At 60.1% G+C, this 13,602-nt stretch carries 12 protein-coding genes; 6 read left to right on the top strand and 6 right to left on the bottom strand.

Translation table 11 applies throughout. The features are described from left to right. Positions 1-103 precede the first annotated feature (103 nt). The 5 genes from pqqA (at position 104) to pqqE (ending at position 3,320) form a co-directional block, all read left to right on the top strand. Positions 104-178, top strand: coding sequence for a pyrroloquinoline quinone precursor peptide PqqA (gene pqqA / locus ACLBW8_RS07230; protein ID WP_003194766.1), 75 nt, complete (start codon positions 104-106; stop codon positions 176-178). Positions 179-249: 71 nt separating this feature from the next. After that, positions 250-1,161, top strand: a complete 912-nt coding sequence (gene pqqB / locus ACLBW8_RS07235; RefSeq protein WP_447805044.1) for a pyrroloquinoline quinone biosynthesis protein PqqB — start codon at positions 250-252, stop codon at positions 1,159-1,161. An 11-nt stretch (positions 1,162-1,172) separates the two neighbouring features. Continuing rightward, positions 1,173-1,925 (top strand): pyrroloquinoline-quinone synthase PqqC, encoded by a 753-nt coding sequence (gene pqqC, locus ACLBW8_RS07240; protein ID WP_053258334.1) that lies wholly within the window; start codon positions 1,173-1,175, stop codon positions 1,923-1,925. Further along, positions 1,922-2,197, top strand: a complete 276-nt coding sequence (pqqD, locus tag ACLBW8_RS07245; RefSeq protein ID WP_447805045.1) for a pyrroloquinoline quinone biosynthesis peptide chaperone PqqD — start codon at positions 1,922-1,924, stop codon at positions 2,195-2,197. Before pqqC ends, pqqD begins: the two co-directional genes overlap by 4 nt. Continuing rightward, positions 2,190-3,320 (top strand): pyrroloquinoline quinone biosynthesis protein PqqE, encoded by a 1,131-nt coding sequence (pqqE, locus tag ACLBW8_RS07250; RefSeq protein ID WP_447805046.1) that lies wholly within the window; start codon positions 2,190-2,192, stop codon positions 3,318-3,320. Before pqqD ends, pqqE begins: the two co-directional genes overlap by 8 nt. Positions 3,321-3,325: 5 nt before the next feature. Here the strand turns inward: pqqE and ACLBW8_RS07255 are convergent, their stop codons facing one another. Together ACLBW8_RS07255 and ACLBW8_RS07260 are read right to left on the bottom strand one after the other, a co-directional pair. Next, on the bottom strand, positions 3,326-3,484 hold the full coding sequence (locus ACLBW8_RS07255) for a YqaE/Pmp3 family membrane protein (protein ID WP_010207008.1): 159 nt from the start codon (positions 3,482-3,484) through the stop codon (positions 3,326-3,328). A gap of 182 nt (positions 3,485-3,666) precedes the next feature. Then, entirely contained in the window at positions 3,667-4,926 is a 1,260-nt protein-coding gene (locus ACLBW8_RS07260; protein ID WP_447805047.1) for an aspartate aminotransferase family protein, read from the bottom strand. A gap of 209 nt (positions 4,927-5,135) precedes the next feature. Between ACLBW8_RS07260 and ACLBW8_RS07265 the strand changes: the two genes are divergently transcribed. Further along, positions 5,136-6,035 carry a LysR family transcriptional regulator gene (locus tag ACLBW8_RS07265; RefSeq protein ID WP_221295774.1) on the top strand — a complete coding sequence of 300 codons (900 nt, stop codon included), beginning with the start codon at positions 5,136-5,138 and terminating at the stop codon, positions 6,033-6,035. A gap of 226 nt (positions 6,036-6,261) precedes the next feature. Here the strand turns inward: ACLBW8_RS07265 and ACLBW8_RS07270 are convergent, their stop codons facing one another. From ACLBW8_RS07270 to ACLBW8_RS07285, 4 genes are all read right to left on the bottom strand, one after another. Next, positions 6,262-8,040, bottom strand: a complete 1,779-nt coding sequence (locus ACLBW8_RS07270; RefSeq protein WP_447805048.1) for an acyl-CoA dehydrogenase C-terminal domain-containing protein — start codon at positions 8,038-8,040, stop codon at positions 6,262-6,264. Positions 8,041-8,159: 119 nt separating this feature from the next. Continuing rightward, positions 8,160-9,932, bottom strand: a complete 1,773-nt coding sequence (locus tag ACLBW8_RS07275) for an acyl-CoA dehydrogenase C-terminal domain-containing protein (protein ID WP_447805049.1) — start codon at positions 9,930-9,932, stop codon at positions 8,160-8,162. A gap of 90 nt (positions 9,933-10,022) precedes the next feature. After that, positions 10,023-11,312: a GGDEF domain-containing protein gene (locus ACLBW8_RS07280; RefSeq protein WP_064454415.1), complete on the bottom strand. Its 1,290-nt coding sequence runs from the start codon at positions 11,310-11,312 to the stop codon at positions 10,023-10,025. A gap of 205 nt (positions 11,313-11,517) precedes the next feature. Beyond that, the gene (locus ACLBW8_RS07285; protein ID WP_221295775.1) at positions 11,518-13,323 is read right to left on the bottom strand and encodes a phenylacyl-CoA dehydrogenase; all 1,806 of its coding nucleotides are present in this window, start codon (positions 13,321-13,323) and stop codon (positions 11,518-11,520) included. Positions 13,324-13,602: the final 279 nt, after the last annotated feature.

Here is a 13,602-nt window from a genome sequence, read left to right on the forward strand (position 1 = left end):
AATTGCGTAACATTAATAGGCAATATCTGAACATCTCCGATTGGAGGTGGACTATATGTATTACTCAGTAGTGAACGTCCCATCCCTTGGTAGGAGTATGAATATGACTTGGTCCAAACCTGCTTACACTGATCTGCGTATCGGTTTTGAAGTCACCATGTACTTCGCCAGCCGCTGATTGGCTGGGTAAGACAACGCCTCGGCTCGCCCGGGGCGTTTTTGTTTTGAGTTTTGCTTGATGGAGCGACCATGTTTGTCCAGATTCTAGGTTCCGCCGCCGGCGGTGGCTTCCCGCAGTGGAACTGCAACTGCGTGAACTGCGCAGGCTTTCGCGATGGCAGCCTGCGGGCCCAGGCGCGTACTCAGTCGTCCATCGCGATCTCTGACGATGGCGTTAACTGGGTGCTGTGCAATGCGTCGCCGGATATCCGCGCGCAACTGCAAGGCTTTGCACCGATTCAGCCCGGCCGCGCCCTGCGCGATACCGGCATCAGCGCGATCATCTTGATGGACAGCCAGATCGACCACACCACCGGCCTGTTGAGCCTGCGCGAAGGCTGCCCGCACCAGGTGTGGTGCACCGACATGGTCCATGAAGACCTGAGTACCGGCTTCCCGCTGTTCACCATGCTCACGCACTGGAACGGCGGCCTGGCCTGGAACCGCATCGAACTGGACGCCAGCTTCACCATCCCGGCGTGCCCTAACCTGCGTTTCACCCCGTTGCCACTGCGCAGCGCCGCACCGCCCTACTCGCCGCACCGCTTCGACCCGCACCCCGGCGATAACATCGGCCTGATCGTTGAAGACCTGCGCACCGGCGGCAAACTGTTCTACGCCCCGGGCCTGGGCAAGGTCGACGCGCAATTGCTGGAGATCATGGCCGGCAGCGATTGCCTGCTGGTGGACGGCACGATGTGGGATGACGATGAAATGCAGCGCCGTGGCGTTGGCACCCGCACCGGTCGCGAGATGGGCCACCTGGCGCAAAACGGCCCCGGCGGCATGCTGGAAGTGCTGGAGCAGTTGCCCAAGCAACGCAAAGTGCTGATTCACATCAACAACACCAACCCGATCCTCGATGAAGACTCCCCCGAAAGGGCCGAGCTGGTGCGACGTAACGTTGAAGTGGCTTACGACGGCATGAGCCTCGAATTGTAGGAGCAACCGAAATGACTGACACACCACTGACGCCCGCCGAGTTCGAGCACGCCTTACGGGCCAAGGGCGCCTTCTACCATATCCATCACCCGTACCACGTGGCGATGTATGAAGGCCGCGCCACCCGCGAGCAGATCCAGGGCTGGGTCGCCAACCGTTTTTACTATCAGGTGAACATCCCCTTGAAGGATGCCGCCATCCTGGCCAACTGCCCGGACCGCGAAATCCGCCGCGAGTGGATCCAGCGCCTGCTCGACCACGACGGCGCCCCCGGTGAAGATGGCGGTATCGAAGCCTGGCTGCGCTTGGGTCAGGCGGTCGGCCTCGACCCGGACCAGCTGCGTTCCCAGGAGCTGGTGCTGCCCGGCGTGCGGTTTGCCGTGGACGCTTACGTTAACTTCGCCCGCCGCGCCAGCTGGCAAGAAGCCGCCAGCAGCTCACTGACCGAACTGTTCGCGCCGCAGATCCACCAGTCGCGCCTCGACAGCTGGCCGCAGCACTACCCGTGGATCGACCCTGCCGGTTATGAGTATTTCCGCACCCGTCTGGGCCAGGCCCGGCGCGACGTGGAGCACGGTTTGGCGATCACGCTGCAGCACTACACCACCCGCGAAGGCCAGGAGCGCATGCTGGAAATTCTCCAGTTCAAATTGGACATTCTGTGGAGCATGCTGGATGCCATGAGCATGGCCTATGAACTGAACCGCCCGCCCTATCACAGCGTGACCGAGCAGCGGGTCTGGCATAAAGGGATCACCCTATGAGCTTTGATCGCAGCAAAACACCGACCTGGCGCCAGGGCTATCGCTACCAGTACGAGCCAGCGCAAAAAGGCCACGTGTTGCTCTACCCCGAAGGCATGATCAAGCTCAACGACAGCGCCGCGTTGATCGGTGGTTTGATCGACGGCGAGCGCGACGTAGCGGCGATCATCGCCGAGCTGGATAAACAATTCCCTGGCGTGCCTGAGCTTGGTAAAGACATCGAGGATTTCATGGAGGTCGCCTGTGCTGAGCACTGGATCACCCTTGCCTGAAAAGCCACCGATTGGCCTGCCGCTGTGGCTGCTCGCAGAGCTGACCTACCGCTGCCCGCTGCAGTGCCCGTATTGCTCCAATCCACTGGATTTTGCCGAGCAAGGCAAGGAGCTGGGCACTGAGCAATGGATCAAGGTATTTCGCGAAGCCCGGGAGATGGGCGCTGCGCAATTGGGCTTCTCCGGCGGTGAACCGCTGGTGCGCCAGGACCTTGCCGAGCTGATCGCCGAAGCGCGTAAGCTGGGCTTCTACACCAACCTGATTACCTCCGGCATTGGCCTCACTGAGCAGAAGATCAGTGACTTCAAGAAAGCCGGCCTGGACCATATCCAGATCAGCTTCCAGGCCAGCGATGAACAGGTGAACAACTTGCTGGCAGGCTCGAAAAAAGCCTTCGCGCAAAAGCTCGAAATGGCCCGCGCAGTGAAAGCCCATGGCTATCCGATGGTGCTGAACTTCGTCACCCATCGGCACAATATCGATAAAATCGACCGCATCATCGAGCTGTGCATCGCACTGGAAGCAGACTTCGTCGAGCTCGCCACCTGCCAGTTCTATGGCTGGGCGCAGCTCAATCGTGTGGGGTTGCTGCCGACTAAAGAGCAGCTGGTGCGCGCCGAACGTATCACCAACGAGTACCGCGCCAAGCTGGAAGCCGAAGGCCATCCATGCAAGCTGATTTTCGTCACACCGGATTATTACGAGGAACGCCCGAAAGCCTGCATGAATGGCTGGGGCAGCATTTTTCTGACGGTAACGCCGGACGGCACTGCCCTGCCCTGCCACGGTGCCCGACAGATGCCGGTGCAATTTCCCAATGTGCGTGACCACAGCATGCAGCACATCTGGTACGACTCGTTTGGCTTCAACCGCTTTCGCGGCTACGACTGGATGCCCGAGCCTTGCCGTTCATGCGATGAAAAAGAAAAGGACTTTGGCGGCTGCCGTTGCCAGGCGTTCATGCTCACGGGCGACGCGAGCAATGCCGACCCGGTGTGCAGCAAGTCCGAGCAGCACGGCATCATCCTGCAAGCGCGGGAAGAGGCTGAACATGCCACCCAGACCATTGAGCAACTGGCCTTTCGCAATGAGCGCAACTCACGGCTCATCGCAAAAGGCTGACGGCTTTAGCGTTTGGCGATGATGTACACGGCGTGAATGATGCCCGGGAAATAACCGCACAGGGTCAGCAGGATGTTCAGCCAGAACGCGCCGGCGAAACCCACTTGCAGGAACACACCCAGTGGCGGCAGCAGAATGGCGATGATGATACGAATAATGTCCATGGGTCAGCTCCAAAAAGTCGGCTCGTGTGAGCCGTGTAGCTAATCGACCTTGGCCGTTCGTGAGGGTTCAGTGGAATCTGGCACTGGGCCATCCTGAAGTAAGCAGGCAAAAAAACGCCCCCAGCCAAAAGAATCAGGCTGGAGGCGCCGCGTATGCCGCAAGACGGTTCGGGAAAATGGGGTTAAACGGCGATGCCCTTGCGGCATTGCAGTTGTGCGGTGCGCACGCGCGCGAAGGCGCGGGCCAGGCGTACGAGCATTTCGTCAATGTTGCTTTTGCTGACCGTGAGGGCCGGAGTAAAGCGCAGGCAGTCAGGTTGCGGGGCGTTAAGGATCAGGCCTTCGTGCAAAGCGGCTTTTACAACGGCATCAGCGCAATCATCCGATAACGTCAGGCCCCACATCAGGCCATGGCCGCGTAATTGGCCATGGTCGTATCGATAGGCCAACCGGGCGAGGCCTTCGCCGAGGCAAAGGCCGGATTCACGGACGTGTTGGAGAAAGTCGTTCGCCAATACCGTATCGAGTACCGCCACCCCGGCCGCGGCCATCAACGCATTGCCGTGATGGGTGCCTGCCAACTCGCCCGCTTCGAAGCAACACGCCTTGCCACGTGCCAGCAGTGCTGCCAACGGCACGCCGCCGCCCAGGCCTTTGCCGAGGGTCACGATGTCGGCGCGCACGCCGTACTGTTTTTCCGCAAGCAAGGTGCCGCAACGCCCAATACCGGTTTGCACCTCGTCGAGGATCAGCAGGATGCCCAACTCGCGGCACAGGCGTTCAACACCCTTGAGGTAGTGTTCGGTGGCAGGGATTACACCGGCTTCGCTCTGGATCGGCTCCAGCATGATGGCGACAGTCTGCGCATCCACCGCCGCATGCAGGGCGGGCAAGTCGTTAAAGGGCACATGGCTGAAGCCCGGCAACAGCGGTTCAAAACGGCTAGCGCCAGCGCCGGCCGAGGCCGCCATCGCCGCAAAACTGCGGCCATGGCAACCCGTGCTGGCGCTGATGATGCGATAAGCGCCGCCGCGATGCAGTTGCCCCCATTTGCGCGCCAGCTTGATCGCGGCTTCGCAGGCTTCCGCACCACTGTTGAGCAGGTAACCCTGATCGCTGCCGGTGTGCTGGCACAGCCGGTCGACGAGGTTCAATTGGGCGCGGTTGTGCAGGCCGCTACCTGGGTTGATCAGCGCTTGAGACTGATCGGCCAGGGCGTTGATCAATACCTGTGGGCTGTGGCCGAGGCTGTTGGCGGCGCTGCCCTGGCTGAAATCCAGATAGGCTCGGTCTTCGCTGTCCCAGAGCCAGGAGCCCTGGCCGCGCACGAAGACCTGCGCAGGCCTGGCCACCGTCGGCATCAGGGATTCACTGGGCAATTCATGCGGCGCGTCCAGGATCAAATCGTCCAGGCTCGGCGCAGGGCGACGAAATAGATTCACAGCTCACCCCCCATGGCAACCCGACCTTGGTCGGCGTCCCGTGCAAACACTGCCTGAAGGTTTTTTGCCTTGCCTATGTAAACGCTATCAAGATAAACGTTATTCATTGCCCGATTCGGCCCTGTAAGCCCTGCGAATAGGCGCTAGACTAGGCGTCTCAGGGGCCAGCGGCTATTTCGATTTTCCAGCTTTTTCGATAAGTAAGTCTTATGGATTTCAAGCAACTGCGTTATTTCGTCGCGGTGTATGAGGAAGGCCACGTGGGCCGTGCCGCGGAGCGACTTTCGATCTCTCAGCCGGCGCTGTCGCAACAGATTCGCCAACTGGAGCAGAACCTGGATGTGAGCCTGTTCGAGCGCAGCAGCAAGCGCCTGTTACCCACGCTGGCTGCGCATACGTTGTACAACCACGCGTTGCCTTTGATTGATGGCATGCAGCAGGCCGTCGAAGCCCTGCGCAACTTCAAGGGCCAGGCGATGCGCACCTTGGCCATTGGCGTACTGCAAACCGTGCACACCAGCCTGGTCCCGCAAATGCTGGAGCGCGTGCGCAAGGCCCAGCCGCATTTGGTGGTGCAGATTTACGAATTGACCGGGCTGGAGATCGAACGCCGGTTGCTTAACGGCTCGCTGGACATCGGCATCAGCTACTTGCCGCCGCGCCAGCCAGGGCTGCATGGCGTGCTGTTGTATGAAGATGAGTTGAAAGTGGTCATCCCCGAAGACCATCCTCTGCGGGCTTTCAAAAAAGTCTCGCTGAAACAGGCGGCCGAGTTGCCGATGTTGCTGCTGGGGGAAGAGTTTCAGGTGCGGCAGATCTGGCAAGGCCAGCTGTCCAACCTCGGGCGGCGACCGCAGGTGCAAGCGGAATTGAATACCATGGTGGGGATTCTCGACAGCCTGCCCCATACCAAACTTGCCACCGTATTGCCGGGGCGCTCCCAGGATGAACACAACAGCAAAGCACTGCTGTGGAAACCCTTGAGTGAACCGAGGGTGCCGCTCAAAGTGGGGTTGGTGTGCCGCGACGTACAGCGCCAGCAAGCGACCGTGGCGTTGTTGCGCACGCTGCTGGAGGACGTGATGAATGCCCCTCAGGCGCCGGCCTGACTTTTTCGCGGGCAAAAGAAAACCCCGCCGAAGCGGGGCTTTGCAGACTGTTTCCCTGACATCCATTTCACTCCGCCGTCCTGGCAGAATCCTACGTGTCCGTGTTGTTGCTTTGCGCTTCCTGCGCGACGTCCATGTGAAGTAGATTATCCGTGGATCCAATTTGGCGATAGAGGACGAATAGCAGCACGTCATGTAAGAGAATGCTTACACGCCCTCCAAGCCCTTAAAACAGTGCTTCATCCAGCAAAAACAGTGATTCACTGCCGGCTTTTACCGACGCACTCAGCGAATGAATACGTGGCAGCAGGCGGGCAAAGTAGAAGCGTGCGGTGCCCAGCTTGCTGGCGTAGAAGTCTTCTTCAGACTCCTTGCCCCACGCCGCCTTGGCCATGCGCGCCCACATGTAGGCGTAAGCCATGTAGCCAAAGGCGTGCAAGTACTCCACCGAAGCCGCGCCGATTTCATTCGGGTTGGCCTTGGCGCGGTCCAGCACCCAGGCCGTCAATTCATCCAGGTTATCCACTGCCGCGCTGAGCGGACGGGTGAATTCGCCCAGCTCGGGGCCAGCCGTGGCGATGAACTGACGGATTTCGTCGGCGAACAGGGTATAAAACGCACCGCCACTGCCGACAATCTTGCGGCCCATCAAGTCCAGCGCCTGAATGCCGTTGGTGCCTTCGTAGATCTGGGTGATGCGCACGTCCCGCACCAGTTGCTCCTGGCCCCACTCGCGAATGTAGCCGTGGCCGCCAAACACTTGCTGGCCGAGCACCGTCGTTTCCAGGCCCAGGTCGCTGAGGAAGGCCTTGGCGACTGGCGTCAGCAACGCCACCAGGTTGTCGGCGCGCTCGCGGGCGGCGGCATCTTCGCTGAACTTGGCGATGTCCAACTGTGTGGCCACATAGGTGGAGAACGCACGACCGCCTTCGTTCGAAGCCTTCATGGTCAGCAGCATACGGCGCACGTCCGGGTGCACGATGATCGGATCAGCCACTTTATCCTTGGCCTTGGCGCCGGTCGGCGAACGGCTTTGCAGGCGGTCGCGCGCATATTCAATCGCGTTCTGGTAGGAACGTTCGCCGGACGCCAAGCCCTGGATACCCACCCCCAACCGCTCGTAGTTCATCATGGTGAACATCGCCGCCAACCCACGGTTGGGCTCACCCACCAGGTAACCTACCGCTTCGTCGAAGTTCATCACACAGGTGGCGGACGCCTGAATACCCATTTTGTGTTCGATGGAGCCGCAGGTTACCGGGTTACGCGCGCCCAGGCTGCCGTCGGCATTGACCATGAACTTCGGCACCAGGAACAGCGAGATGCCCTTGGGGCCCGCCGGCGCATCCGGCAGCTTGGCCAGCACCAGGTGGATAATGTTTTCGGTAAGGTCGTGTTCGCCGCCGGTGATAAAGATCTTGGTGCCGCTGATCTTGTAGGAACCGTCCGTCTGAGGCTCAGCTTTGGTGCGGATCATCCCCAGGTCAGTCCCGGCATGCGCTTCCGTCAGGCACATGGAACCGGCCCACTCACCCGAGTACATCTTCGGCAGGTAGGTCGCCTTGAGCGCTTCGCTGGCGTGAGTGTTGATCGACACGCAGGCGCCGGAAGTGAGCATTGGGTACAGGCCAAACGCCAGGCTCGACGAGTTGATCATCTCTTCAACCTGGGCCGAGACGGCTTTGGGCATGCCCATACCGCCAAACACCGGATCACCGCCTACACCCACCCAGCCGCCTTCGGCGTAGGTTTTGTAAGCCGCAGGGAAACCCTCCGGGGTGCTGACCACGGTGTCGGCCCAGCGGCAGCCTTGCTCATCGCCGTTGCGGCTTAGCGGTGCGATGGATTTAGCGGTGACCTTGCCAGCTTCCTCAAGGATCGCCTCAACGGTTTCGGCATCCACGGTGTCTGCCAATGCCGGCAATTGGGCCCAAGTATTAGCGACCTCAAACACTTCGTTGAGGATGAAGCGCATATCACGCAGCGGCGCTTTGTAATCAGCCATGGCAAACCTCGTGAGAACATGAAAAGTGATTCGATAGGATCGGTTTTACAGACTCCGAGTGTACCCGAACAACTTTTCAGACACATAGGGTCCACTTGTGACTGATTGGTATTTTTTAGTCACGACAAGCCAAACGCCTCCGCCGGCAGACTCATCAAGCACTCACTGCCCGCCTCCACAGCAGCTCGGTGCGTCGTCGTGCGCGGCAGCAAGCGCTTGAAGTAGAAGTCGCACGTCGCCAGCTTGGCTTTGGCAAACTCGGTGTCGTCGAGTGCCTGGGCGGTGATCGCCATACGCAACCACAGGTAACCGAGGATGATGTAACCGCTGTACATCAAGTAATCCACCGCCGCCGCGCCCACTTCATCCGGGTTTTTCATCGCCGCCATCCCCACCTTGACGGTCAACTCACCCCACTGCTGATTCAGTTGATTGAGCTGCTCCACCTGGGCCTTGAGCTGCGGATGCTCGGCATTCGCCGCACAGAACTTATGCACGATCTTGGTAAACCCGCGCAGCAACTTGCCCTGGCTACCCAGCACCTTGCGCCCCAGCAGGTCGAGGGCCTGGATGCCGTTGGTGCCTTCATAGATCGACGCAATCCGGCAATCACGCACCAACTGCTCCATGCCCCATTCGCGAATGTAGCCATGGCCGCCGAATACCTGCATGCCGTGGTTGGTCACTTCCAGCCCGGTTTCGGTCATAAATGCTTTGCAGATCGGCGTGAGGAACGCCAGCAGGTCTTCAGCTTCCTGACGTTGCGTGGCGTCACTGCTCAGGTGCGCGGTGTCGAGTAGTTGCGCGGTGAAATACGTCAGCGCGCGGTTGCCCTCATTGAAGGCTTTCATGGTCAGCAACATGCGGCGCACATCAGCGTGCACGATGATCGGGTCGGCGGCTTTGTCCGGGGCTTTTGCGCCGGTCAGTGAACGCATTTGCAGGCGATCGTTGGCGTACTTGATCGCGCCCTGGAAGCTTGTCTCGCCATTACACAGGCCCTGCATGCCAGTGCCCAGGCGTGCGTGGTTCATCATGGTGAACATGCAGTTGAGGCCTTTGTTCGCCTCGCCGATCAGGAAGCCTTTGGCACCGTCGAAGTTCAGCACACACGTCGCCGAGGCCTTGATGCCCATCTTGTGCTCGATTGAGCCGCAGTGCACCGCGTTGCGCTCCCCCGAATCCGCGTGGAACTTGGGCACGATAAACAGGGAGATGCCCTTGGTGCCTGCCGGCGCATCCGGCAACTTGGCCAGTACCAGGTGGATGATATTGGCGCTCAGGTCATGCTCGCCGGCCGAGATGAAGATCTTGCTGCCGGTGACGGCGTAACTGCCATCCGCCTGGGGCACGGCGCGGGTCTTGATCAGCCCCAGGTCAGTGCCGCAGTGGGCTTCGGTCAGGCACATGGTGCCGGTCCATTCGCCGGCGGTGAGTTTGTTCAGGAAGGTGGCTTTCTGTTCCTCGGTGCCGTGGGCGTGGATCGCCGACATCGCACCGTGCGTGAGCCCCGGGTACATGCCCCAGGAGGTGTTGCTGGAGCCGATCATTTCGCTCAGCACCAGGCCCAACGAATGCGGCAAGCCCTGGCCGCCGTAGGCCGGGTCCGCCGCCACGCCGTGCCAGCCGCCTTCCACGTACTGGGCGAAGGCTTGCTTGAAGCCCTTGGGCGTGGTGACCACGCCATTATCGAAATGGCATCCCTCTTCATCACCACTGCGATTGAGCGGGGCGAGCACGTTCTCGCAGAACTTGGCGCCTTCCTCGAGGATCGCACTGACCATGTCCGGGCTGGCGTCGGTGGCGCCCAAGGCAGCGTAATGGCCGTGGAAATCAAACACGTTGTCGATCAGAAAGCGCATGTCGCGCAGGGGAGCTTTGTACTCAGGCATGGCGATGTCTCCGGCAGCAGATGGTTTCAACCTACTGCCGGCCACGACCGCAAACAATCACTGTAGAACCGCTGAATACACCACCATCACTCAACCGGCAGCGTTTTCCATGCGCACCGCGCCTCGACGGGTTTGCCCGGCCGCGACCACACAGTTGCGCCCGGCGCCCTTGGCGGCGTACAGCGCCTGGTCGGCGGATTTGAGCACTTCCTCAGGGCTGCGCTGTTCAGCCTGGCGTTCGGCCACACCGATGCTGACCGTCACCGACACACTCGACGCGCCGCTGCCTGCACGGCGCTGGCGGCCCTGCAGGTCGTCATGGGGACGGTCCGGGTTGCGCAGCTTGATGTCGTAGTTGGCGATGATCTCGCGGATCTCCTCCAGGTGCGGCATGCATTCATCCAGCGTCTTGCCTGCAAAAACCACGGCAAACTCTTCACCGCCATACCGATAGGCCCGCCCGCCACCATTGACCTTGGACAGCTTGCTGGCCACCAGGCGCAATACCTGGTCGCCGACGTCATGACCGTGAGTATCGTTGAACCGTTTGAAGTGATCGACGTCACTCATCGCCAACACATAATTGCGCCCCAGGCGCTGCATACGCTCGTTGAGCGCCCGGCGGCCCGGCAAGCCGGTGAGCTCATCACGAAAGGCCATTTGATAGGCCTCATGCGCCACGCCGGCCGCGATCATCAGCATCACCTGGCTGCACATGATGTTCAGGGTAAACGGCAGGATGAAGGTTTGCGGCAACATCCAGAACAACCCCAGCAAACCGACCAACTGCGCGGCGTGCAGAGGCCGCGGCTGGTACCAGTACTGCGCCGCCAGGGTGACAAAACCAATCAGGAACATGGGGTACGACAATTGGATCAGGCTCATCCAACTGCCGTGCAACGCCGGCCAACGAATCTCCGCCAGCCAGTTCAGCAGGGGCTGGGGGAAACTTTGCTCAAGCGCCAGTGCCACGCTGCCGATGGCAAGCAGCACAGCGCAGCGGGCAACGAAGTCGCGGAACAGGTGGGTTTTCTCCTGCCACACCGCGTAGATGCTGAACAGCAGCGGCAGCAACAGGCAACACAGATGAAAGACCACCGCCGCGTCTTCACGGACACGGCCGTTGTCGCGGTAGTAATCGGTCTGGGCGTCCAACAGGAAGTAAACGACATACACCGTGATCATCAGGAACAGCTCACGCTGGCGCCGATACACCGCGCAGTACGAACCGCCGAGCAACAGCACAAGGGTAGGCAACACGTTGAACAGCGAGGTGAAGAAGACGTTGAGATCTTTGACGTACGCAGCCGAGAGCCCGGCCAGTAACAGCAGTAATGAAGGAAGGAAATGACTGAAACGTACAGCGGACACGCGCAACAAGGGTAAAGCTCCGACCCGCTCAAAAAAAGATGGCACAGTGCCTTCACTGCACACAGTTAAGCACATTCACTGTGACCTGTATCACATTGCCATCACTGTAACGGCAGCCAACTGCAATCCCTGAGTGCGGCGCTGTGTTTTTTATCAGCCAATAAAAAACCGCCGCTCCCAAGGGAGCGGCGGCTTTCAAAAGATCCGGAAAGGCTTAGTAAGCCAGGCCGAAGTCTTCTTCTTTCATGTCCATCAGGTTGCTGGCGCCCGACAGCATGGTTGCAACGTGGGTGCGGGTACGCGGCAGAATGCGCTGGAAGTAGAAGCGCGCCGTCTGCAGCTTGGCGGTGTAGAACGCCTCTTCAGTGGTGCCGGCAGCCAGTTTCTCGGCAGCCAGGCGCGCCATGTCGGCCCAGAAGTAAGCCAGGCACGCGTAGCCGGAGTACATCAGGTAATCCACCGAAGCGGCGCCGACTTCTTCACGGTCTTTCATCGCGGCCATGCCGACCTTCATGGTCAACTCGCCCCACTCCTTGTTCAGTGCAGCCAGCGGTGTAACGAACTCTTTGACGGCTTCAACGCCTTCGTTGGCCTGGCAGAACTTGTGCACGATCTTGGTGAAGCCCTTGAGCGCTTCGCCTTGAGTCATCAGCACTTTACGGCCGAGCAGGTCCAGCGCCTGAATGCCGGTGGTGCCTTCGTACAGCATCGAAATGCGGCTGTCGCGAACGTTCTGCTCCATGCCCCACTCGGCGATAAAGCCGTGGCCGCCGTAGATCTGAACGCCGTGGTTGGCGGATTCAAAACCGACTTCGGTCATGAATGCCTTGGCGATCGGTGTCATGAATGCCAGCAGGCCGTCGGCCTGTTTCTTGGCTTCGTCGTCGGTGCCGTACTTGACGATGTCCACTTGCTTGGCGGTGAAGTACACCATCGCACGGTTGCCTTCGGCGAAGGCTTTCATGGTCAGCAGCATGCGGCGCACGTCAGGGTGCACGATGATCGGGTCAGCCGCTTTGTCCGGCGCTTTCGGGCCAGTCAGGGAGCGCATTTGCAGACGATCGCGAGCGTATTTCAGGCCGCCCTGGAAGCCGATTTCAGCGTGGGCCAGGCCTTGCAGTGCAGTGCCCAGGCGAGCGGTGTTCATAAAGGTGAACATGCAGTTCAGGCCTTTGTTCGCCGGGCCGATCAGGAAACCGGTGGCCGCGTCAAAGTTCATCACGCACGTGGCGTTACCGTGGATGCCCATTTTGTGCTCCAGGGAGCCACAGGTCACCGCGTTGCGCGCACCGATCGAGCCATCTGCGTTCGGCAGGAATTTAGGCACGATAAACAGCGAGATGCCTTTGGTGCCGGCCGGTGCGTCCGGCAGGCGAGCCAGCACGATGTGGACGATGTTGTCGGCCATGTCGTGCTCACCGGCCGAGATGAAGATCTTGGTGCCGGAGACTTTGTAGGAACCGTCCGCCTGAGGCTCGGCCTTGGTGCGCAGCATGCCCAGGTCGGTACCGCAGTGGGGTTCGGTCAGGCACATGGTGCCGGTCCACTCACCCGAGACCAGTTTGGTCAGGTAAGCGTCCTGCTGTTCCGGGGTGCCGTGCTCGGAGATGGTGTTCATTGCACCGTGGGACAGGCCCGGGTACATGCCCCACGACCAGTTGGCTTCACCAACCATTTCGCTGACGGCCAGGCCCAGGGATTCCGGCAAGCCTTGGCCGCCGTGCTCCACGTCGTGGGCCAGGCTTGGCCAGCCGCCTTCGACGAATTGTTTGTAGGCTTCTTTGAAACCAGCAGGGGTCTTAACGCCTGACTCGCTCCAGGTGCACCCTTCGATGTCACCCACGCGGTTCAACGGTGCCAGCACTTGCTCACAAAACTTGGCGCCTTCCTCGAGAATGGCGTCAACCATGTCCGGGGTAGCGTCCTGGCAAGCCGGCAGGCTCTGATAGTGCGCTTCATAGCCGAGCAGTTCGTCACGAACGAAGCGAATATCACGCAAGGGGGCCTTGTAGTCAGGCATAGCGATAAACCTCTGCTGATGTATCTGGGATGAACAACCGCGTGGATTTGTTATGGCGGTCAAACAGGTGTTTGAAACATACGTTTACGACCTGGGGTTGTCAAGCATCGTCCAGGCGCCATTTGTCATGACCCGGATCAACGGCGCGCGCAGCAGGGCCTGCGGCGGTACGCCACATCAAAAAGGACTGTAGAAATTCCAGAGAGCTAAACAGGACAACGGTGGGAGCTGGCTTGCCTGCGATACAGGCGCCGCGCTGTATCAGGCAAACCGAGTAGC

The sequence above is a fragment of the Pseudomonas sp. M5A4_2d genome (assembly GCF_053345295.1).